This is a genomic window from Nevskia soli DSM 19509 (assembly GCF_000711955.1).
Taxonomy (GTDB): domain Bacteria; phylum Pseudomonadota; class Gammaproteobacteria; order Nevskiales; family Nevskiaceae; genus Nevskia; species Nevskia soli.
Window position 1 is genome coordinate 16,869 of sequence record NZ_JONR01000001.1, and the last position, 21,117, is coordinate 37,985.

The 21,117-nt window shown below is 66.7% G+C and carries 16 protein-coding genes; 6 read left to right on the top strand and 10 right to left on the bottom strand.

The features are described from left to right. Nucleotides 1-90 precede the first annotated feature (90 nt). Complete coding sequence (gene pbpC / locus BP26_RS0100040) at nt 91-2,394, top strand: penicillin-binding protein 1C (protein WP_029918534.1); 2,304 nt, start codon at nt 91-93, stop codon at nt 2,392-2,394. Nucleotides 2,395-2,400: 6 nt separating this feature from the next. Here the strand turns inward: pbpC and BP26_RS29100 are convergent, their stop codons facing one another. After that, on the bottom strand, nt 2,401-2,544 hold the full coding sequence (locus tag BP26_RS29100; RefSeq protein ID WP_157572279.1) for a hypothetical protein: 144 nt from the start codon (nt 2,542-2,544) through the stop codon (nt 2,401-2,403). A 246-nt stretch (nt 2,545-2,790) separates the two neighbouring features. On the opposite strand from BP26_RS29100, the gene BP26_RS0100050 reads away from it, so the two are divergent. From BP26_RS0100050 to BP26_RS0100060, 3 genes are all read left to right on the top strand, one after another. Continuing rightward, the gene (locus BP26_RS0100050; protein WP_029918535.1) at nt 2,791-3,570 is read left to right on the top strand and encodes an enoyl-CoA hydratase; all 780 of its coding nucleotides are present in this window, start codon (nt 2,791-2,793) and stop codon (nt 3,568-3,570) included. 72 nt (nt 3,571-3,642) lie between these two features. Continuing rightward, nucleotides 3,643-4,617, top strand: coding sequence for an NAD(P)H-dependent flavin oxidoreductase (locus tag BP26_RS0100055; RefSeq protein ID WP_029918536.1), 975 nt, complete (start codon nt 3,643-3,645; stop codon nt 4,615-4,617). A 283-nt stretch (nt 4,618-4,900) separates the two neighbouring features. Further along, entirely contained in the window at nt 4,901-6,133 is a 1,233-nt protein-coding gene (locus tag BP26_RS0100060; protein WP_029918537.1) for an aspartate aminotransferase family protein, read from the top strand. 155 nt (nt 6,134-6,288) lie between these two features. Here BP26_RS0100060 and BP26_RS30815 read toward each other — a convergent pair whose 3' ends face one another. Continuing rightward, nucleotides 6,289-7,227, bottom strand: coding sequence for a general secretion pathway protein GspB (locus BP26_RS30815; RefSeq protein WP_029918538.1), 939 nt, complete (start codon nt 7,225-7,227; stop codon nt 6,289-6,291). Nucleotides 7,228-7,303: 76 nt separating this feature from the next. Further along, nucleotides 7,304-8,908, bottom strand: a complete 1,605-nt coding sequence (locus tag BP26_RS0100070) for an AAA family ATPase (protein WP_157572280.1) — start codon at nt 8,906-8,908, stop codon at nt 7,304-7,306. A gap of 472 nt (nt 8,909-9,380) precedes the next feature. On the opposite strand from BP26_RS0100070, the gene BP26_RS29105 reads away from it, so the two are divergent. Continuing rightward, entirely contained in the window at nt 9,381-9,977 is a 597-nt protein-coding gene (locus BP26_RS29105) for a hypothetical protein (RefSeq protein ID WP_157572281.1), read from the top strand. 51 nt (nt 9,978-10,028) lie between these two features. Here BP26_RS29105 and astB read toward each other — a convergent pair whose 3' ends face one another. The 6 genes from astB to BP26_RS0100100 all read right to left on the bottom strand — a co-directional run bounded on the left by astB (nt 10,029) and on the right by BP26_RS0100100 (nt 16,842). Continuing rightward, nucleotides 10,029-11,390 carry an N-succinylarginine dihydrolase gene (gene astB / locus BP26_RS0100075; RefSeq protein ID WP_084182647.1) on the bottom strand — a complete coding sequence of 454 codons (1,362 nt, stop codon included), beginning with the start codon at nt 11,388-11,390 and terminating at the stop codon, nt 10,029-10,031. Further along, nucleotides 11,387-12,859, bottom strand: coding sequence for a succinylglutamate-semialdehyde dehydrogenase (gene astD / locus BP26_RS0100080; protein ID WP_029918541.1), 1,473 nt, complete (start codon nt 12,857-12,859; stop codon nt 11,387-11,389). The genes astB and astD overlap by 4 nt, the downstream gene beginning before the upstream one ends. A 10-nt stretch (nt 12,860-12,869) precedes the next feature. Continuing rightward, on the bottom strand, nt 12,870-13,661 hold the full coding sequence (locus tag BP26_RS0100085; protein WP_029918542.1) for a YdcF family protein: 792 nt from the start codon (nt 13,659-13,661) through the stop codon (nt 12,870-12,872). Between the two features lie 6 nt (nt 13,662-13,667). After that, nucleotides 13,668-14,678 (bottom strand): arginine N-succinyltransferase, encoded by a 1,011-nt coding sequence (gene astA / locus BP26_RS0100090; protein ID WP_029918543.1) that lies wholly within the window; start codon nt 14,676-14,678, stop codon nt 13,668-13,670. Nucleotides 14,679-14,840: 162 nt separating this feature from the next. Further along, the gene (locus tag BP26_RS0100095; RefSeq protein ID WP_051747910.1) at nt 14,841-15,593 is read right to left on the bottom strand and encodes a polysaccharide deacetylase family protein; all 753 of its coding nucleotides are present in this window, start codon (nt 15,591-15,593) and stop codon (nt 14,841-14,843) included. 10 nt (nt 15,594-15,603) lie between these two features. After that, the gene (locus BP26_RS0100100) at nt 15,604-16,842 is read right to left on the bottom strand and encodes a hydrolase (RefSeq protein ID WP_051747912.1); all 1,239 of its coding nucleotides are present in this window, start codon (nt 16,840-16,842) and stop codon (nt 15,604-15,606) included. Nucleotides 16,843-17,090: 248 nt separating this feature from the next. On the opposite strand from BP26_RS0100100, the gene BP26_RS0100105 reads away from it, so the two are divergent. Further along, nucleotides 17,091-18,896, top strand: coding sequence for a DUF885 domain-containing protein (locus BP26_RS0100105; RefSeq protein ID WP_029918546.1), 1,806 nt, complete (start codon nt 17,091-17,093; stop codon nt 18,894-18,896). A 98-nt stretch (nt 18,897-18,994) separates the two neighbouring features. Here the strand turns inward: BP26_RS0100105 and BP26_RS0100110 are convergent, their stop codons facing one another. After that, nucleotides 18,995-21,076: a DUF1302 domain-containing protein gene (locus tag BP26_RS0100110; RefSeq protein WP_029918547.1), complete on the bottom strand. Its 2,082-nt coding sequence runs from the start codon at nt 21,074-21,076 to the stop codon at nt 18,995-18,997. Nucleotides 21,077-21,117: the final 41 nt, after the last annotated feature.

Consider the following 21,117-nt stretch of genomic DNA (forward strand, 5'->3'; position numbering starts at 1 on the left):
GAGAGGGGCAGGGGAGAGGGCCGCGCACTCGACGCGGCGACTCAATCTCCATCGCCGCCCCCATCCCCAAACCAGAAGCCCAAGCACCGCCTGCACCGCTACGCCCTCGTCGCCTGCTGCCTCCTCGCCCTCGCCACGGCCCTGCGCCTCTGGCCCCACCAGACCCTGCGGCAGCAGATCGCCAGCTCCACCGCTGTCTTCGACGCCGACGGCCGCCTGCTGCGCCTGACCCTGGCCGGCGACCAGCAGTACCGTCTGTGGACCCCGCTCGAGGACGTGGCGCCCACCTTTACCCAGGCCCTGCTGCTGCACGAGGACCGGCACTTCCGCTGGCACCCCGGCGTCAACCCGCCGGCCCTGCTGCGCGCCGTGGTCGAAACCTACAGCGGCGGCGCGCGCCAGGGCGCCTCCACCATCACCATGCAGCTGGCGCGCCTGCTCTACGGTCTCAACACCCGCACCCCCGCCGGGAAGCTTCGCCAGATCGTGGACGCCCTGTGGCTGGAGTTGCGCTACTCCAAGCACGACATCCTCGAAGCCGAGATCAACCTGCTGCCCTACGGCCAGAACATCCAGGGTGTCGGTGCCGCCAGCCTGGTCTACTTCGGCAAGACCCCGGACCACCTGAGCCTGCCCGAAGCCCTGTCCCTGGTGCTGATCCCGCAGTCGCCGGCGGCGCGTAGCCCGGATGGCGAGGAACCGCCCGGCCTGCGCGCCGCCCGCCTGCGCCTCTTCGACAGCTGGGCGCAGCAGCATCCGCAGGCGCATGCGGTGGCCGAGCTGATGCCGCCGCCCCTGCATTTCCGGGGCCTGGACCAGCTGCCCTTCGCCGCTCCGCACCTGAGCAACGCCCTGCTGGCCCAGCCGGGGCATGGCGAGGTCATCCGCACCACCCTGGACTCGGGCCTGCAGCGCCTGCTGGAAGAGCGCGTGCGCAGCTACGTCAAGCGCCAGTCGCGCATCGGCATCGTCAACGCCTCCGCCATGCTGGTGGACGCGCGCGACCTGTCGGTGAAGGCCCTGGTCGGCTCGGCTGACTTCTTCAACGGCGACATCGGCGGCCAGGTCAACGGCGCCTTCGCCAAGCGCTCGCCCGGTTCGGCGCTGAAGCCCTTCCTCTACGCCCTGGCCATGGACCAAGGCCTGATCCACCCCCAATCGGTGCTGAAGGACGCGCCCGCCGCCTTCGGCCCCTTCTCGCCGGAGAACTTCGACGGCAGCTTCGTCGGTCCCATCACCGCCCACGACGCCCTGATCCGCTCGCGCAACATCCCGGCCGTGACCCTGGCCTCGCGCCTGTCGCAGCCGGATCTCTACGACTTCCTCAAGCTCGCCGGCGTCTCGCGCATGGCCAGCCGCGAACACTACGGCCTGGCCCTGACCCTGGGCGGCGGCGAAGTGACCATGGAGGAGATGGCCCGGCTCTACGCCATGCTGGCCAACCGCGGCGTGCTGCACGAGCTGCGCTATCGCCAGGAGGACCCGCAGGACAGCGGCATGCGCCTGCTGTCCGAGGAATCCAGCTTCATGGTGCGCGACATCCTCAAGGACAATCCGCGCCCGGACGAGGTCATGGCCCAGGGCGCCGCGCGCCTGCCGGTGGCCTGGAAGACCGGCACCTCCTGGGGCTTCCGCGACGCCTGGTCCGCCGGCCTGTTCGGGCCTTATGTGCTGGTGGTCTGGGTCGGCAACTTCGACGGCAGCAGCAATCCCGCCTTCGTCGGCGTGCAGGCCGCGGCGCCGCTGTTCTTCGAGATCGTCGACGGCGTGCAGGCGCAGCAGCCCGGCCTGAAAGAACCGGCCTGGCGCGTACCCTCCAACCTGGTACGGGTCGAGGTCTGCACCGCCTCCGGCGACCTGCCCAATGCCGAATGCCCGCAGAAGAGCAGCACCTGGTTCATCCCCGGCAAGTCGCCGATCCGCCTCAGCACCGTGCACCGCCGCGTGCTGGTCAACCTGCGCACCGGCCGCCAGGCCTGTCCGGGCGATCCGCCGGAACAGCTGCACGGCGAGGTCTACGAATTCTGGCCGTCCGATCTGCAGCGCCTGTTCGCCCAGGCCGGCATGCCGCGCCGCCGTCCCCCGCCCGCCGGGGAGTGTTCCGGCGCCATCGGCGCCGCGGGCGCACCGCCCGCCATCACCTCACCGATGACCGGCGCCACCTACACCCTGCGCGCCGCCCGTCTGGGCCGCGAGTCGGTGCCGCTCACTGCCAACGCCGACGCCGACGTGCGTTCGATGTACTGGTTCGTGGGAGACAGCTTCGTCGCCGCCACCGGCCCGGGCGCGACCCTGCAATGGACGCCGCCCGGCGGCGGCAGCTTCCAGCTCAGGGTGGTGGACGATCACGGACGGGCCGACACGCGCGAGCTGCGCGTGGCGCTGACCCAGTAAGCGGGTTCAGCGAACGACGGTGCTGATGGCGTGCACAGCCTGGTGGCCGGCCTGCTCGGCACCGTCGCCGGTATTGATGGCGCTGAGTGCCAGCGCCACCGCGACCAGCGAAGCCGCCAGCAACCGCGCGAGGAAAACAGGATCCGTCATCTTGCCCTCCCGTCCTTGGGGCCTGGACCGACAAATGAACTGCTGAATGATCAGCTACATCAGCAATATTTTACGGCTCATAGACCGAACCAACCGCGACCTGGTTCGCCTTTGCCGGGTAAAGAATTGCTTCCAGGCCCGTCACTGCTTCGCATGCTTCATGCCGGGGTAAGCCGCATTTTTTCCCGGCCAAGGCTAAGCTACTCCCCGCATCTTTCAGCCCGCTTGGCATCCAAACACACCGTCATGTCCGACAACATCCTGGTCAGCGCCGCCGCCGGCGTGCTCGAAATCCGCTTCAACCGCGCCGACAAGAAGAACGCCTTCACCGAGGCCATGTACGCCGGCATCGTCGAAGCCCTGGAGCGCGCCGAGGCCGACGCCTCGGTCCGCGTGATCCTGTTGAGCGGCGAGGGCGGAGCCTTCAGCGCCGGCAACGACCTGCAGGATTTCATGCAGAACCCCCCGGACCTCGACGACAAGGCCGACGCCGGCCCGGTGATGCGCTTCATGCGCGCGCTGTCCACCACCCGCAAGATCGTGGTGGCGGCGGTGCAGGGGCCGGCGGTGGGCGTCGGCGCCACCCTGCTGCTGCATTGCGACCTGGTGCTGGCCGCCGACAACGCCCGCCTGTCCTTCCCCTTCATCAACCTCGGCCTGGTGCCGGAGTTCGGCAGCACCCTGCTGTTGCCGCAGCGCATCGGCTACCACCAGGCGGCCGAACTGACCCTGCTGGGCGAACCGGTCGACGCCGCCACCGCCCAGCGCCTGGGCCTGGTCAACCGCATGGTGCCGTTGGCCGAATTGCAGGAGGCCGCGCGGGGCGTGGCGCGCAAGCTCGCCGCCAAGGCGCCGGCCGCCCTGCTGCTGACCAAGCAATTGCTCAAATCCGCTGCCGGTTCCGTGCCGGAGCGCATCGTCGAGGAAGCGGGCCACTTCGCCCGCCGTCTGCGCACCGCCGAATTCAAGGAGGCCGCTACGGCCTTCTTCGAAAAGCGCGCCCCGGATTTTTCCAAGCTTTCCTGATTTGGCTGGTTTTAACAGTCCGGTCATGGATGACCGGTTCTTGAACATGGATGTTCATTAAAGGAGTATTCAATGTCACTGCCGCAGCTGCTGCGCGACAACCTTGCCTTGCCCGTCATCGGTTCGCCGATGTTCATCGTCTCCACCCCCGATCTGGTGATCGAGCAGTGCAAGGCCGGCATCGTCGGCGCCTTCCCTGCCCTCAATGCCCGTCCCGAGCCGGTGCTGGAGCAGTGGCTGCAGCGCATCACCAGCGAACTGGCCGCCTACAAGGCCGCCCATCCGGATAAAAAGGTCGCGCCCTTCGCCGTCAACCAGATCGTGCACGCCTCCAACCCGCGCCTGCAGCACGACATCGAGCTGTGCGTGAAGTACAAGGTGCCGGTCGTCATCACCTCGTTGCGCGCGCCGGACCAGGCGGTGGAAGCGGTGCACAGCTACGGCGGCCTGGTCTTCCACGACGTCACCACCATCCAGCACGCCAAGCGTGCCCTCAAGGCCGGCGTCGACGGCCTGATCCTGGTCTGCAACGGCGCCGGCGGCCACGCCGGGCGCCTGTCGCCGTTCGCCCTGGTGCCGGAAGTCCGCGCCTTCTACGACGGCACCATCATCCTCTCCGGCGCCATCGCCAGCGGTGACGCCATCCTCGCCGCCCAGTCCATCGGCGCCGATCTCGCCTACATCGGCACCCGCTTCATCGCCACCCAGGAAGCCAACGCCGTGCCCGGCTACAAGCAGGCCCTGGTCGACAGCGCCGCCGAGGACATCGTCTACAGCAGCCTGTTCAGCGGCGTCCACGGCAACTACCTGCGCAGCAGCATCGTCGCCGCCGGCATGGACCCGGACAAGCTGCCGGACGGCGACAAGAGCGCCATGGATTTCGGTGCCGGCGCCGACCCCGCCACCGGCGGCGCCAAGGCCTGGCGCGACATCTGGGGGGCCGGCCAGGGCACCGGCCAGATCCGCGACATCCCCACTACCGCCGAACTGGTCACCCGCCTGGGCCAGGAATACCGCGCCGCCCGCGAACGCGTTCTGGCCGCCTGAGATTCTTCGCTCGCCGCATGCGTGCCAACAAAAAACCTTGGCACGCATGGCACGCATGGTGAAAATCGCCCCAAAGTAGCCCGGGAAGCGCGAAGCGCTACCCGGGACTGCGCGGCGGCATTTTCGGCGTTTTGAACCCTCGCCCAAGGCCGGAAACGCGGTCCACCCGTCCTGGAACCCGCCCGGCGTGGGCGTATAATCGCTGCAACATTCCATATATCAAGGCCCGTCCGCTGTCCGCCGGGCCTTTTTCACTGAGGCGGACCGCCCGCCGGGTCTATCCATGCAGAACGTGACGCGCGCCACTTTCAACCACGTGATGGTGCCGAACTACGCGCCCTCCGACATCATCCCGGTGCGCGGCGCCGGCTCCCGCATCTGGGACCAGCAGGGCAAGGAATACCTGGACTTCGCCTGCGGCATCGCGGTGACCCTGCTCGGCCACTGCCATCCCAAGCTGGTGGCGGCGCTGACCGAGCAGGCCGGCAAGCTCTGGCACCTGTCCAACGTCATGACCAACGAGCCGGCCCTGCGCCTGGCGCAGAAGCTGACCGCGGCCACCTTCGCCGACCGCGTGTTCTTCTGCAACAGCGGCGGCGAGGCCAACGAGGCGGCGTTCAAGCTGGCGCGGCGCTTCGGCAACACCCAGTCGGACGGCCGCAAGAACCAGATCATCTCGTTCTACAACGCCTTCCATGGCCGCACCCTGTTCACCGTCAGCGTCGGCGGCCAGGCCAAGTACACCCAGGGCTTCGAACCGCTGCCGGGCAACATCAAGCACCTGCCGTACAACGACCTGGCGACGCTGGAAGAGGAGATCTCCGACGAAACCTGCGCCGTGGTGCTGGAGCCGGTGCAGGGCGAGGGCGGCATCCTCCCCGCCACGCAGGAGTTCATCGAAGGCGCCCGCCGCCTCTGCGACAAGCACAACGCCCTGCTGATCTTCGACGAGGTGCAGACCGGCATGGGCCGCAGCGGCAAGCTCTACGCCTACGAGCACTTCGGCGTGACGCCCGACGTGCTGACCAGCGCCAAGGGCCTGGGCGGCGGCTTCCCCATCGGCGCCATGCTGTGCACGCAGAAGGCCGCCGAGGTGCTGCAGTTCGGCACCCACGGCTCCACCTACGGCGGCAATCCCCTGGCCTGCGCCGTCGGCGAGGCGGTGCTGGACATCGTCAACACGCCCGAAGTGCTGGCCGGCGTGGAAGCCCGCGCCAAACTGCTGCGCGAAGGCCTCGACGTCATCGGCAAGCGCTACGGCATCTTCGAGCCGGTTCGTGGCATGGGCCTGCTGATCGGCGCGCCGCTCACCGCGCAATGGAAAGGCCGGGCCAAGGACATCGTCAACGCCGGCTTCCGCCACGGCCTGTGGACCCTGGTGGCCGGCCCCGACGTGCTGCGCCTGGCGCCGTCCCTGATCATCGCCGAAGCCGATCTCGCCGAAGGCCTCAAGCGCCTCGATGCCGCCTGCGCCGAACTGGCCGGCACCGCCGTGAAGAAAGCCTCCGGCGGCTGAAGATACGGGCCGTAGCCCGGGAAGCGCCTGGCGCTACCCGAGGTGCACTGAATTAAATCGTAGGGTGGGTGAAGCGCCGCAGGCGCGCAGCCCACGCGGCCGCTCCTCAAAGGTCGATCAGGTCTTCGACAACACTTGGTCAGCAGACCGAACGCCTAGTGCGAAATGGCGTACAGCACCTGCTGCCCCTGCCAGTCCAGCACCAGCCCCTCCGGCACGATGCCGATGATGCGCGGCCCCTCGGCCAGAGTATCGCCCTCGTGGTAGCGCTTGCCGCCGATCAACACGAACCGCCGCTGCGGATTGCTGTTGTAGGCGTGCACATCCACTGTGAAGGCGGGGAAATTGGCGCGGAAGTTTTCCGGCATTTCCCGCAACTGGCGCTGCTGCGGCGGGGCTTGCTGCACCTGGTCCTGCGCTGAAGTCGGCGGCGGCGGCACGTCGGCGACCGCCGCATTGGCGGCATTGTTCGCCGTCGAATCGTCGACCGGCGGCGCCGTGCTGGCCGCGGCAGCCGCGGCGTCCGACGGCACGGTGACCACCGGAGGCCGCGGCGAACGCCGCACCTGCGGCGGTTCGCCGCCCGGAGGCGGTCCCGGCGGCGGCCGCATCTGCCGGTCGGGCGGCGGAGCCCGACCGGCTGCCTGATCCGGTGGCGGCTGGTCGCCCGGGGGCGGGGGTTGCGGCGCTTCGCTGACGTCGTCCAGGGTGGCGATCTTGCCGCCATCCTCGATGGTGGCCGCCTGGGCAGGCGGCACATTGCGCGGCACGGCCACCGGCGGCGGCGGGACATTGTTCGCCGCAGCTACCTGCACAGGAGCCGGCGGCGGAACCGATGCGGCACCCGCATCCTTGCCGTGATGCCGCCAGGCCACCAGCGTGTAGATCAGCAGCGCCAGCACCATCACGGCGAGAATGACCGGAACCAGCCAGGCCGGCAGGCGCCGTTTTTGCTCCGCGGCCGGTTGCGTGGTCGTTATCTCATCCAGGACCGAAACCTGGCCCTGCTTGCGCTCGCGTTCCGCACGCTTGAGGGCGTCGAGGATGTAGCTCATGGCTTCGCGAGCAGCGTGGAGGGGCCCCATGCGCAGCATGGGGATCCTAGCGTTGCGAGTCGATGCGGGGATGAGGGCAGTAGTCCGTTTCGTTCGCAGGGTGACATGGCAAATATCATCCGCCGTTCTCCGCCAGGACCGGGGTCCCGGCCGTGTGACCGATGTTGGACAGCATGATCAGGGTACGGATGCCCGCTACGCCATCCGCGTCCAGGCCGTGCGCATTCTGGAAATCGGTCACCTGGCCGCGCAGTTCGGGGCCGTAGGTGGCCGGTACCGGCGGCGTCAGGGACTTGCCTTGCGCCTGGGCCAGGCGCTGGCGCAGCCAAACCACGCTGGCGCCGTGCGCGCCAGGGCCGACGGGGGCGGCATCCGCATCGCGCTGCCACAGCAGCAGGAACTCGCCGCTCCATAGGGGTTCCAGCTGCGCCTGCGCCAGGCGCAGCGGCCCGCTGCCGCTGTCCAGCACGGCGCTGTCGCCGTTGAGCGCGCTCAGCAGCACGTACTGGGTCTTGCCCGAATCCAGGTTCAGGCTGAGCACGGCCGGGCGATTGAGCTGCGCCAGGTCGGCCCAGCTGCCGTTGGCGTGGTAGCACTCCAGGCCCTGCTGTGACAGCGCATGGCAGACATTCTCGCCGCGCGGCACGGTGATCTTCGGATTCCACAGGCCGATCAGCCGCGCCATCACCACGGGCAAAGGCTGGGCCGTGGCGCGCAGTGCACCGATCCCGGCATCGATGGCCGGAGCCGGCGTCGGCGCGGCCACGCTGCTGGCAGGAGGCGGCAACGCCGCGACCGGTGCGGCAGCCGCTGCCACCGGCGCCGCTTCCGGCTGGTGCCGGCCGAGCCGCTCGCTCAGCAGAACCCCGGCGACGATCAATGCCGCCACCGCCAGGGCACCCTCGATCCAGCGCAGGGGAATGCCGGCCGGCAGCCATTGGCGCAGCCGGTCCGTAAGCGAAGCCGGGCGCGGCTTGTGGTCCAGGCCCAGCGCCTCGTTGGCCGCGTGGTCGACGATCTCCGCCGTGACCGTGCGGTAGCCCTTGGCGTAGGTGCCGAGCAGGGCGCGGTCGCAGATGATGTTGATCTGGCGTGGGATGCCGTGGGCGTAGTGATGCACGCGCCGCATCGCCGCGTCGGCAAATAGGTCGCTGGCGCCGCCAGCGACCTGCAGGCGGTGACTGATGTACTGGATGGTTTCCGCCACCGACAGCGGCGTGAGGTGGTAGCGCGCGGTGATACGCGAAGCGAGCTGGCGCAGATCCGGCCGGGCCAGCAGCTCGATCAGCTCGGGCTGTCCGATCAGCATGATGCGCAGCAGCTTTTCCTTGTCGGTCTCCAGGTTGGTCAGCAGGCGCACCTGCTCCAGCACCTTGGGATCGAGCTGCTGCGCCTCGTCGATGATCAGCACGGTGCGATGACCGGCGGCGTGGGTCTTCAGCAGGTGCTCGTTGAGTGCATCGACCAGGGTTTTGATCGAGGTCGGGGGCTTCTCGTAATTCACCCCCAGCTCGTCGCAGATCGAGGCGACGAACTCCAGTTCGTTCTGCCGCGGGTTGTGCACCATCGCCACGTCGACATTGCCGAGCTTCTGCGACAGCAGGGTGCGCACGATGGTGGTCTTGCCGGTGCCGACCTCGCCGGTGAGCTGCACGAAGCCACCATATTGGCCCGTGCCATAGAGCAGATGGCCCAGCGCCTCCTGGTGGCGCGAGCTCATGTAAAGGAAGGCCGGATCCGGGGCAATCGAAAACGGCGGCTCGCGGAGATTGAAATGCGCGGCGTACACGAATATGGGAGGCTGGGCGGAAAAACGGTCGGAATCGGCAGCGAGTATAGCCCAGAGCGAGCAGTGCTTAGAGTATCCGTAAACACCTGATGAGCGCAGGGGCGATGTACGTATTAAAACGGATGCCGCCCGTTGCCGGGTTCGTGATTTGCGGGTCGAGGGGCTTTATCACCCCAACCGGCATTGGAAATGGTCGCGCACCTGTTTTGAGTGTGGCAAGCGGGCTATTTGAAACTTCACATTTCCGCATTGTTGGCGGAACCGGGGCGTCTTTGGAACTTGGACGAGGAACATTGCAAGCGCTGGGCGGTCTATTTGGATAAGTAATGACATTTCAGCTGAGATGATTGCGGACTCCGGTGCAAATGCCTAGCATCAGTCGCTGTCCGAGGAGTCTTTTTCCATGAATACCCGCTTGAGCGCGACGTTGACGCTTGTTTTATCAAGTTTGGTCGCGGCAGCAGCAAACGCACAAGGCGGCGGCGCCATTCCCGGCGCCGCCTCGCCATATACCCAGCAACGCTCTCAGGCCTACACCTCATTCGACAATCCCTATGCGCCCGGTGGAATTTACGATCCCTACCGTGGCAGTAAATCATTGAGCAGTAGCCAGATCGGCGGTCCTCAATCAACGGCGGCAACCTCCCACAAGGCAACCAGGTCCAAAACGAGCAGCCTGAGTTCCACTCAAGTGACGAACCCGGGCAGTGGCAGTGGCGAGAGTGGCAGCAGTGGCGGTACCTCCGCCGGCGGCATGGACCAATGCGGTAGCAGCCGCTTAGGCGGCCATGGTGCCGCGGGGGGAGGGGGTATGAATCGCCCGGCGAGCGGCATGTCCAGCAGTTCCTCAAGATTCAACCATTGTGGCGGTAGTTCGGGCTATAACCACACTTCTTCAGGAATGGGGGCCGGCACGCCAAGAATGGGGGGCAGTACGAAAAGCTTGAATGGACGGCGAGGGATGAACAGGCAGTCGACCGGCATGCAACCGCAGCACTGAAACGGCGGCAGCAGCAATTGCTGCGGACTCACGTGTTAAAGCGTGTGCCGACTACCTCTGAAAGTCGTACAGGCTGCCCAGCCCCAGAATCTGCGTCAGCTCGTCCAGCGCGCCGCGCGATTCGTCGAGCAGGGTCGGATCGGCAAGGTCCGCCAGCACCAGGCGGTCGCGGTAATATTTGTTAGCCCAGGCGGTCAGGCGGGTGTACAGGGCGTCGTTCATCCAGATCTTGGGATTCACCGCCGCGCGCTCGGCCTCGGCTAGAACCACGCGCAGGCGCAGGCAGGCGGGGCCGCCGCCGTTGCGCATCGACTGGCGCAGGTCGAACACCTTGACTCCGGCGATGGGGTTGGCAGGGTCTTCGACCAGCCGCTGGATCGCCGCCCACACCCTGGGACGCTCTTCGCATTCGTGCGCCGCCACGATCCACATCGAACCGTCCGGCGGGCAGATCAGCTGGCTGTTGAACAGGTAGGAGTGCACCGCGTCCTCCACCGGCACTTCGCTGTCCTTGATCTCCAGCAACACCGGCTCGCGTGCGGAGACGCTGCTGCCGCGCAGGCAGCGCCGCACCCAATCCTGTATTGCTTTTTTATCGGTGAACGCCTGCTCGTGGTAAAGCAGCACCTCGCGGTTGCCAACGGCGATCACGTCGTTGTGGAACACGCCCTGGTCGATCACTTCCGGTTTCTGCTGGGCGAAGTAACGGCGCGAGGGATCGAGCTGGTGCAGGCGCGCCACCGCCTCGCTGGCGGCCAGGGTCTGCCGCGCCGGGTATTTCTGCGGCCGCGGGCTGTCGTCGCCAGCCGCGCCGTAGACGAACAGTTCCAGGCCGGGCGCGCCGTAATCGCTGCACAGGCGGGTGTGGTTGGCGGCGCCCTCATCGCCCATCTGCGGCGTGGCCGGCAGCGCCTCGTGATGCACGAAGCGCTTGTCGTCGGTGAAGATGGCGCGCAGTGCCCGCGCCGTGGTCTCCGGTTCGATGGCGCGATGCAGGTGGGTGGCGAGGTTGGCCGGGGTGAAATGCACGCGGCCGTCAGCACAATCCATGCTGGGCGAAACAGTGGCGGCGTTGGCCGTCCACATCGACGAAGCCGATGCCATCGCCGCCAGCAAGGCCGGTGCTTCGCTGTGCGCCTTGCGCAACACGTCGGCGTCCCTGCCGGAGAAGCCAAGACGTTTGAGGGAGGGGATGTGCGGACGCTCCTGCGGTGGTAGCACGCCCTGGGCCATGCCCAGGTCCGCCAACGCCTTCATCTTGGCCAGGCCCTGCAGCACGGCGCCACGCGGATCGGACGGCTGCTCGGCGTTCTTGGCCGAGGCGACGTTGCCCATCGCCAGGCCGGCGTAGTTGTGCGTCGGCCCCACCAGGCCGTCGAAGTTCGCCTCGACGGTACCCCTGGCTATGCTCACAGACTGAGGCCGGGTGACAGCTGCGCCGGCAGCTCGCAGGCCGGCGACTCGATCGAGGCCACCGGGTAGGCGCAGTAGTCGGCGGCGTAGAACGCCGAGGCGCGGTGGTTGCCCGAAGCGCCGATGCCGCCGAAGGGCGCGGCGCTGGAAGCACCGGTGGTCTGGCGGTTCCAGTTGACGATGCCGGCGCGAATGCCGCGGTAGAACTGCTCGTAGTCCTCGCGCCGGTCCGACAGCAGGGCTGCGGACAGGCCGTAACGGGTGCGGTTGGCGCGCTCGATGGCCTCATCCAGCGTGCCGTAGCGATCGACCTGCAGCAGCGGCCCGAAATATTCCTCGTCCGGCAGTTCGGCGATGCCGCTGACGTCGAGCAGGCCGGGCGAAAGATAGGCGGGGCCGAGATCGAGCTTCTTCAGTTCCACCAGGGGTTTTGCGCCCAGCGAAACCAGATTGGCCTGCGCTTCCACCATGCCGTCGGCTGCCCGCGCAGAGATCAGCGCGCCCATGAAGGGCTGCGGCTCGGCATCGTAGGCACCCACCTTGAGATTGCGGGTGATCTTCGCCAGTTCATCGAGGAAGGCGTCGCCATCGGCGCCCCTGGGCAGATACAAGCGCCGCGCGCAGGTGCAGCGCTGGCCGGAAGACAGATAGGCCGACTGCACCACGTCATGCAACGCAGCTTTGGTGTTCTTGACCGCGCCGACGATCAGCGGATTGTTGCCGCCCATTTCCAGGGCCAGGATCTTGTGCGGCGTTTCCGCGAACTGCCGCGCCAGGATATGGCCGGTGCGGGCGCTGCCGGTGAAGTAGAGGCCGTCCAGGCCGGGGTGCGCGGCCAGGGCTTCGCCGGTGGCGCGCTCGCCCTGCAGCAGCGACAGCACGCCGGCGGGAAGACCGGCGTCGGCCCACAGCTTCACCGTTTCCTCGGCCACACCGGGCGTCAGCTCGCTTGGCTTGAACAGCACCACGTTGCCCGCCAGCAGGGCCGGCACGATGTGGCCGTTGGGTAGATGACCCGGGAAGTTGTAGGGCCCGAACACCGCCACCACGCCGTGCGGGCGATGACGCAGCGCCTGGGTCATGGCGCCGCTCTGCGTTTCGCTGCTGCCGGTACGGGCGTGATAAGCGCGCACCGAGATGTCGATCTTGCCGACCATCGTCGCCACTTCGGTGCGGGTTTCCCACAGCGGCTTGCCGGTTTCGCGGCCGATGGTGCGGGCCAGGCTTTCCTTGTTCTTCTCCAGCAGGGCGGCGAAGGCGCGGGCGATGCGCTCGCGTTCGGCGAACGGTAGATTCGCCCAGGCGGAAAAAGCACTGCGTGCAGCCTTCACCGCCGCATCGACTTCGGACGCTGCGGCGGCCTTGCTGCGCCAAACCGTTTCACCGTTGGAGGGGCTAATGCTGGCGAATTCCGGCCCGCTACCCGCGCGCCACTGGCCACCGATTAGGAGTGCTTCATGCGCGACCATATGCATACCCTCAACGTGGTTCCTGTGCTGCGGGAAACAAGGCATCGCTGCGGTTCATCAGGCGGTAGGTAAGCAGCCCGAGCCATTCTTTTTCCGCTATTCCAATGAAACGAAATTGGTTCAATGCGTCCAGACCGGCCCTTATCGGTCCATTGCCGAAGTAATCGACTGGGTAGGGAACAACGTTCCAGCCAATTTTGCGGAAACATCCCACCGCTCGCGGCATATGCCATGCGGAAGTAACCAGCAACCAGGTTTCTCCCGGCTTGGGATCAGCCAGTTTTTGCGAGTACACCGCGTTTTCCCAGGTATTGCGTGAATTCCGCTCATAAATGGTGCGTGCCGGATCGACGCCCAGCGCTTGTAGGAGCGGCTTGGCCAGGTCGGCTTCACGCGTTTCCTGGTCGAGCAGCGATCCTGAACCGCCGCTGTAGATCAGACGGGCGTTGGGGAAATGCTGCGCCAAAGCGGCAAATGCGGTAACACGCTCTGCTGCATCATTAAGACCGGGTTGAGTGGGATTGTGGGTATCGGAGGGTTCGATCGCGCCGCCGAGTACGATGATGCCGTCTACATTGGTTGGCAAGCCTGGCAATGGAAATCGCTGCTCGAGTGGTGATACCACCCAGCGGGTGATCGGCAGTGTGGCAGTCGCAATGAACGCCAGCAGTACCAAACCCAGGAGGCAGCGGCTCAGGGTTGGCCGGCGGCGGTGCAAGAGGAAAGCGCTGCCGAGCAGAAGGAAGACCAGGGAGCCGGGAGACACCAATGCCCACAGGATTTTCGAAAGAGCGAAGGCCATATCGGTTCAGAGTGCTGCAATGCGCACTAAGGCGCCGGCTTTCACCTTCAACGCCGCGGCGAGTGTCGCGTCCAGTTCCACGCTGTCCGTCCCTGGTGTCAGTTCAGCAAGGGTGCAGCGGAAGCCGGCCAGCTCGGTGTTGGATATCAGGTGGGTGCCGCCGCCCGATCCCTTGCCGATCTTCACCGTGAGCTCGCGCGAGCGGCGCACGCTGCGGATGTCGGCCAGCGGGGCTTCGACAGTCGGGCCGCCGTCGAAGATGTCGATATAACCCTGATAGCGGAACCCTTCCTGCTCCAGCAGGTGCAGCGCCGGCGCGGTATCCGGGTGGACTCTGCCGAGCACCGTCTGCGCTTCGGGCGGCAGCAGCAGGGTATAGATGGGGTGCTTGGGCATCAGCTCGGCGATGAAAGCCTTGTTGCCCATGCCGACGACGTGCTCGGCGCGGTCGTAGTCGATGGAGAAGAAGTGCCGGCCCAGGCCTTCCCAGAACGGCGACCGGCCATGCTCATCGGAAACGCCGCGCATCTCGGCGATGATCTTGGCGGCGAAGCGCCGGGTGAACTGCGCCATGAAGGCGAAGCGGCATTTCGACAGCAGGCGCCCGGCGCCGCCACCGCGGAAATCGGGAGAGAGATACAGCGACACCAGCACGCTGGTGCCGGTGTAGTCGTTGGAGAGGTACAGCGTCGGCATGCGGTTGTAGACCTGCAGTTCATGGCTGGCATGAACGGTAAGGCCGACGTGGTAGTTGTAGAACGGCTCATCCAGGCCGCAGGCCGCTTCCACTGCGCAGCAGCCGCCGACCGTGCCGGTGGTGACGTCCTCCAGCACGAACATATAGCGTTGATGCCCCGGCTCGTCCACATCCGCGGCGAAGGACTGCTCCGACAGATCGATCTTCTTCTGCAGGAACTCGCGCACCGGCGGCAGCGAGGTGAAGCCGGCGCCGGCGCTCTGCGCCATGTGCAGCAGGGCGTCGATATCGGTGGAACGGATCGGGCGGATGACTTTCATAGGAGTGGATGTCGCGTAGCGACGCCGGCGTCCCTCTCCCGCATCGCGGGAGAGGGGAGGGCCGACGGCGGAGCCGTTGGCGGGGTGAGGGCGGCCATGTCCAATGCGATATTCATTTTTCTGGATGCGCAATCGGACATGGCCGGGTGATTGGAGTACGTCTCAGCCGAACAGGCGCTGGCGCAGGCTGCGCAGCCCCCAGGACTGGTAACGGGCCATGATGCGGCGCAGTTCGAACGGCGAAGTGGCGGCGTCGTTGAGGCCGAACTGGGTGGTGGTGGCGGTCAGGTAGCCGGCCTCGATCACCAGGTCGCGCACGCGCTCGTTCCAGAAGCCGTAGGGATAGCAGAAATGGTGGATGGCCACGCCGAACAGGTCTTCCAGTTTTTTCTTGCTGGAGCCGATTTCCTCGCGCGCCTGCTCGACACTCAGTTCCGGCAACTTGGCGTGGCTGCACGTATGCGAGCCGATGAGATGCCCGGCGGCGAGCCACTCGCGGATCTGCGCCTGGTCCATCAGCGGCTCATAGGCTTCGCCCGCCGGCAGGTCCCAGTCGTTGCCGCCGCCGATGTTGTCGGCGACGATGTATTGCAGGGCCTGGAAGCCGTGTTGCTTCAGCGGACCGAGGCCGTACTTGAGCACGTTGACGTAGCCGTCGTCGAAGCTGATGCCGATGCGCTTCGGCTCCGGTTTGCTGCGCTCGGCCAGCGCGTCGAAATCGCAGGACTGGTAGCCGGCCTGGCGCAGCTCGGCGAGTTGCCGGTCGAACAGCTTCTCGCCGATATACAGGCCCTTCAGGCGCACGCCCGGCGGGCGCGGCCCGAGCTTGTGGTACATCAGCACCGGCAGGCCGCCGCCGAAGTAATCGCGGAACGGCCCCAGCGAGGCATAGGTGGAAGGCAGCGGAGCGCTCATCGGCAGGTGCTCAGGTCCATGACAGTTCGCCGGAAGCCAGCTTCAGCAGCAGCGCCGCGCTGAGCTTGCCGCGTTCGGCCAGGCTGGAGATGCGCATCCACTCGCGATCGGAATGGATCTCGCCGCCGACCACGCCGAGGTTGTCGACGTTGGCCAGGCCGCGGGCGGCGAGGTTGTTGCCGTCGCAGCAACCACCGGTGGGGCGGAACTGCAGTTGCAGGCCCAGGGTTTCGCCGCAGTTGCTGAGCAATTGCTGCAGGCGCGCGGTGCCGGCGCTGACCGGCTTGGGCGGGCGGGTGAAGCCGCCGCGCAGTTCCAGCGCATAACCTTCAGCCTTGCCGGCGGTATCGACCAGTTTCTGCACGGCATCCAGCAACCAGGCTTCGTCCTCGTGGCGGCTGGTGCGCACATTGAATTTCAGCACGCAGCGCTCCGGCACGATGTTCAGCGGGCCGCCGCCGTGGACGTAGCCGACATTGAGCGTCAGCCCCTCGCGCCGGCCGTTGATGCCATGCAGTTCGGTGGCGAGTGCGGCGGCGGCTGCGATGGCATTGCGGCCATCCTGCGGATTGCGCCCGGCATGGGCGGCGCGGCCGCGCACCACGATGTCGAAATTGCCGCTGCCCTTGCGCTCGGAGGCGAGACCGCCATCCGCATAGGCCGGCTCGTAGACCAGGCCGAAATGATTGCGGCCCGCCGCCTCCGCCAGCAGCGGCGCCGAGCCCTGCGAGCCGATCTCCTCGTCCGGGTTGAACAGCACCTCCCAACCGATGCGCTCGCGGTGCGGGCTTTGCTCCAGGGCGGACAAGGCCAGGAACATGGCCAGCAGGCCGCCCTTGAGATCGGCCACACCGGGGCCGTGCATGCGGTCGTCGCCGGCAACATGAGCGTTCTGGAACGGGTGTTCGACGCCGAAGACGGTATCCAGGTGGCCGCACAGGAACACCCGCAAGGGTGCATCCGGGCGCTTGCGCAGGCGCAGGGCATGGCCCAGGGGCCGCTCGCGCCATTCGCCACGGTCGTCGGTATAGCGGTAGGGCGCCACGGCGATGCTTTCGGCTTCGGCCTGCAGCGGCGCGAACAGCTGGCGCAGGCGCTGCGCGCAGGCGTCGACGCCGGCGGTATTGAAGCTGCCGGAATTGAGGTTGGACAGACTCAGCAGTTCGTCGCGCATCGCCGCGACCTGCCCGTCGATCCAATGCAGCTGCGGCACGCCGTTGGGCGCGCCATGGGCAGGCGGGGGAGACATGGGGATAGTCTACTACCGCCGCCGGGTGCCGGGTTGTTGCCCCCGCCGTCGCCGCTGCGGCGCAGCAGTTCCGGTCCCGGTCTTTTTTGCAAAGACCGGCGGTGGCGTTATCTTAGGCGCCATCTGACGAAGGCGTCGGTTGAATCCAGCCGTCTGCGGCCCGCATCCAAACCCGGAGCACCTTTACCGCGTCAAACCGGGTCACGTGGGGCTATTCGTCATCCACCTATAAATCATTCGGGAGCATCATGAACCATTCATTCCGCAGGACACTGTCCCTGACGGCACTCGCGGCCGCGGCGCTGACCCTGGCCGCGCCGGCCCTGGCCGCCGACGATGTGGCCGTCCGCGTCAAGGCGCTGGACAGCCTGCTGGCCGAGCAGTGGGAGTACAACCTCAAGGACAGCCCGGAGTTCGCCACCATCATCGGCGACTACCGCTACAACGATAAGGTCAGCGATGTTTCGCTGGCCCATGTGCAGCAGCAGAAGAAGGACGCCCAGGATTTCCTGGCCCGCTTCCAGGCCATCGACACCAGCGGCTTCCCCGAGCAGGAACTGCTCAGCCAGAAGCTGATGGTGGAGCAGTTGCAGGACACGCTCAAGGGCTTCGAGCTGAAGACCTATGAGCAACCGCTGGACCAGTTCAACGGCATCCACCTGCAGCTGGCGCAGCTGGTTTCCGCACTGCCCTTCGACAGCACCAAGCATTACGAAGACTACCTGGCGCGCCTGCACCAGGTGCCGAAAATCATCGACCAGGTGATCGAAGTGGCGCGCCAGGGCCAGAAGGACGGCCTGATGCAGCCGAAATTCCTGCTGGAGAAGGTCTCGACGCAGGCCAAGTCCATTGCGGAACCGGCGGGTGAGGCGAGCGCCTTCGGACAGCCGGTGGCCAAGTTCCCGGACACAGTGCCGGAGGCGGACCGCAAGCGCCTGCATGACGCCATCCTGCAGGCGGTGGATACCGAGGTGCGCCCGGCCTATCAGAAGCTGGCGGCATTCGTCGCCACCGAATATGCGCCGAAGGGCCGCGCCCAGCCAGGCCTGTGGTCACTGCCGGACGGCGATGCGCGTTACCGCTTCGCCATCCACAGCATGACCACCACCGACAAGGATCCGCAGGTGATTCACGACCTGGGCCTGTCCGAGGTCAAGCGCATCGAAGGCGAGATGACCGCCATCGCCAGGAAGCTGCACTACAAGGATCTGAAGGCCATGCGCGCGGCGCTGAAGACCGATCCCAAGGTTCACGCCACCTCGCGCCAGCAGATCGTCGACCTCTACACCAAGTACATCGCCCAGATGCAGCCCAAGCTGCCGGAGCTGTTCGGCCTGCTGCCGAAGACGGAGGTGAAGGTGGTGCCGGTGCAGGAGTATCGCGAGAAGGAAGCCGCTGCCGCCGAATACAACCAGGGCACACCGGACGGCTCGCGTCCCGGCATGGTCTACGTGAACACCGGCGACTACCAGAACCGCTCGCTGCTGCCGATCGAGGACACCGCCTACCACGAAGGCGTGCCCGGGCATCACATGCAGATCTCCATCGCGCAGACCCTGCCGGGCCTGCCGCCGTTCCGCCAGCAGGCGGGCTACAACGCCTATGTCGAAGGCTGGGCCTTGTATGCCGAACGCCTGGGCAAGGAAATTGGCTTTTACCAGGATCCGCTCAGCGACTACGGCCGTCTCTCCGGCGAACTGCTGCGCGCCGATCGCCTGGTGCTGGATACCGGCGTGCACTACAAGCACTGGACGCGCGAGCAGATGGTCAAGTTCTTCCGCGAGCACTCCTCCGAGGACGAGCCGGACATCCAGGCCGAGACCGATCGTTACATCGCCTGGCCGGGCCAGGCCCTGGCCTACAAGCTGGGCCAGCTGAAGATCCTGGATCTGCGTGAGCGGGCCAGGAAGGAACTCGGCGCCAAGTTCGACATCCGTGCCTTCCACGACGAGATCCTCGACGGCGGTGCGCTGCCCCTGGACGTGATGGATGGCCGCGTCAGCGGCTGGATCGCGGCGCAGAAGGCTGGCGCCACGGCGTCCGGGCAGCCCTGATAGCGCTGATTGTTTGATCCAAGCCCGCGCCGCGGTCATGCGGCGCGGGCTTTTTTGTCCGCAGTTCGGGGTAAATTGCCCGCGGCAGGATCATCGACTCAGAAGGTATAGGCCACGCTCACCGCAAGGTTGTCGCGGTCGCTGAGCACATTGTATTTCCCGCCGCCGGTGAAGATCTGGTACTGGAAGTTGAGTTTGAAGCCGTGGTTGAGTTCGCAGTCGAGCACGGTGTAGATGGTCTTGCGTCCCGAGACGTAGTTCGGCGTGCTGGCCGGTGAGATGCCGCCGAGGTCGTGGAACAGCAGCACGCCGGGGATCAGGTTGATGCCGGCGAAGACGTCGTCGTAGGTCAGGCGCGCCAGTATCCGGTAACCCCAGGAATAGGCGGTGGCATAGCCCTTGGTCTGCTGCGTCGGGTTGATGCGCAGGCTGTTGGCTGCGCCGTTGGGATCGCCGCTGCCGTCGGCACCGGGGCTGTGGTGGGTGCGGTCGCCCGCACCTTCGAGCTGGAGGCGCTCCAGCGGCGGCAGGCCGAAGATGTTCTCGCCGCTGAGCTCGGCCACGATCACCAGGGAATCGGCGCCGAATGGATTCTCGGTAGCGCTGAGCTGGCGGATGCCGGTGAGGGCGAACTGTCCCACGCCGAAGCGCTCGTAGCCGCGGATCAGGTCGTGCGGCGCGGTCGCCTTGCCGCGGTAGACGCTGAGGAAATCCGGCACCGCGGTGCGGTTGCCGGGAATGGTGAAGGGCGCAGCCTGGCCCAATGCCTGCACGGGCACCGGGATGTCCTGCGACGGGAAAGCCGGCGACTCCGCGGCGAAGATGATGTCGCTGAAGGCGATCTGCAAGGGCATGTTGGGGCGGTAGGCGTACTCGCCGGCCAGTGACCAGTGACCCACGGTGGTATTGAAGCTCAGCCCGGCCATGTTGATGCCTTCCGGGTAGTCCAGGAAGGGGCGCAGCGTGTCCACCGGCAGCGGCTCCCTGCCGCCGACGGGGTTGATGCTGCCGTGGAAGCCCAGGCACGAGACCAGGGCCGCCGCGAACGAGCCCGGTACCACGGCCTGCCGGATGCAGGAGCCGTCGGCGGCATAGGCGCTGAGGTAGGGCACGCGGCTGTGATAGCGCAGGTAGTACAGGCCGATTTCGGTGCCGCCGTTGAGCGCGTCCGAGTAGTACTTGAGTTGCAGCCCGACCTGGCCGTTGTCGTGCGGATAGCCGTAGTGCTCGCCGAGCAGGTAGGCGGTGCGGGTGGAGCTGGTGATGAGCGAGTTGGGGAATGGCGGCTTGTACTCGCGGTTCGGGTCCTGCGCGTACTGGCCCAGGCCGACTTCGATGAACTTGCCGCCGCCGAGTACGTTGCTGGAGGAAAAGAAGCTGCCCGCCGCGTCCGGAATGACCGGCACGAACTTGAGCTGGTAGAACAGCTCGGCCGAGAGCCCGCCGCCCAGCTCGCCGCCAGCGGTCAGCGCCGGCACCGGCTGCAGGAACTCGTTGATCTGGGCGCCCGGCATGCGCACCACATTGGCGTCGAACGGGTTGATGGTGTTGAGGGTGTTGAACTGGGTCAGCGTCGCTTCGCCCCAGGGCAGCATCTGGCTACCCAAGGTCACCGAGCGGCGTTCGTCGCCGAACGTGACGAACATCTCGCGCCATTTGTAGCCGCGGGCGAAGCGGTGCTCGAGGTTGCCGCTGCGCTCGGTCTGCGGCGGCTGGAACAGGGTGTTGTTGTGGGTTTCCTGGAAGGCGACATTCTCGGGGTCGTAGAACACGATGCCGCGCAGCTTGGCTGCCAGCGGACCCCAGGCCAGGGTCAGGGTGGGGGTGAGCTTGGTGGTGGCGGCGACGATCTGGTGCTTGCCGTAATTCATGTCGCCGTCGTCGCTGTTGACGCCGCTGAACGCGCCGGTCGCCTTGATCAACCGCTGGTTCGGTTCCGGGTTGCCGCTGAGCGACATGCAGTCGTCGGGCGCGCACAGGGTCTGCTGCCCCGGCACGTCGGTCTTGCCGAGCAGGTTCAGGTTGCGGTCCTGCATGCGCCAGTCCACCCCGCTGGTGAGGACCCCGGTCAGGCCCAGTTCGGCCTCGCCCAGCTGCAGCTTCAGGTCCGCGCCCTGCGCCGATCCGGCCAGCAGCAAAGCGGCCCAGCCCAGCCAGTGGCGGATGCGGTTTGCGCTCATCTCCTCCCCAGTCGCGCGGTTGATCCGCGTCGTATGTGCCC

What these genes read in the sequence shown, in the direction of transcription:
- BP26_RS0100085 (WP_029918542.1), bottom strand. Translation starts at nt 13,661, where the DNA reads ATGGCCTTCGCTCTTTCGAAAATCCTGTGGGCATTGGTGTCTCCCGGC.
- BP26_RS0100060 (WP_029918537.1), top strand. Translation starts at nt 4,901, where the DNA reads ATGCAGAACGTGACGCGCGCCACTTTCAACCACGTGATGGTGCCGAAC.
- BP26_RS0100105 (WP_029918546.1), top strand. Translation starts at nt 17,091, where the DNA reads ATGAACCATTCATTCCGCAGGACACTGTCCCTGACGGCACTCGCGGCC.
- BP26_RS0100095 (WP_051747910.1), bottom strand. Translation starts at nt 15,593, where the DNA reads ATGAGCGCTCCGCTGCCTTCCACCTATGCCTCGCTGGGGCCGTTCCGC.
- astA (WP_029918543.1), bottom strand. Translation starts at nt 14,678, where the DNA reads ATGAAAGTCATCCGCCCGATCCGTTCCACCGATATCGACGCCCTGCTG.
- BP26_RS0100100 (WP_051747912.1), bottom strand. Translation starts at nt 16,842, where the DNA reads ATGTCTCCCCCGCCTGCCCATGGCGCGCCCAACGGCGTGCCGCAGCTG.
- BP26_RS0100055 (WP_029918536.1), top strand. Translation starts at nt 3,643, where the DNA reads ATGTCACTGCCGCAGCTGCTGCGCGACAACCTTGCCTTGCCCGTCATC.
- BP26_RS30815 (WP_029918538.1), bottom strand. Translation starts at nt 7,227, where the DNA reads ATGCTGCGCATGGGGCCCCTCCACGCTGCTCGCGAAGCCATGAGCTAC.
- BP26_RS0100050 (WP_029918535.1), top strand. Translation starts at nt 2,791, where the DNA reads ATGTCCGACAACATCCTGGTCAGCGCCGCCGCCGGCGTGCTCGAAATC.
- BP26_RS29105 (WP_157572281.1), top strand. Translation starts at nt 9,381, where the DNA reads ATGAATACCCGCTTGAGCGCGACGTTGACGCTTGTTTTATCAAGTTTG.
- BP26_RS0100070 (WP_157572280.1), bottom strand. Translation starts at nt 8,908, where the DNA reads ATGAGCTCGCGCCACCAGGAGGCGCTGGGCCATCTGCTCTATGGCACG.
- astD (WP_029918541.1), bottom strand. Translation starts at nt 12,859, where the DNA reads ATGGTCGCGCATGAAGCACTCCTAATCGGTGGCCAGTGGCGCGCGGGT.
- BP26_RS0100110 (WP_029918547.1), bottom strand. Translation starts at nt 21,076, where the DNA reads ATGAGCGCAAACCGCATCCGCCACTGGCTGGGCTGGGCCGCTTTGCTG.
- BP26_RS29100 (WP_157572279.1), bottom strand. Translation starts at nt 2,544, where the DNA reads ATGACGGATCCTGTTTTCCTCGCGCGGTTGCTGGCGGCTTCGCTGGTC.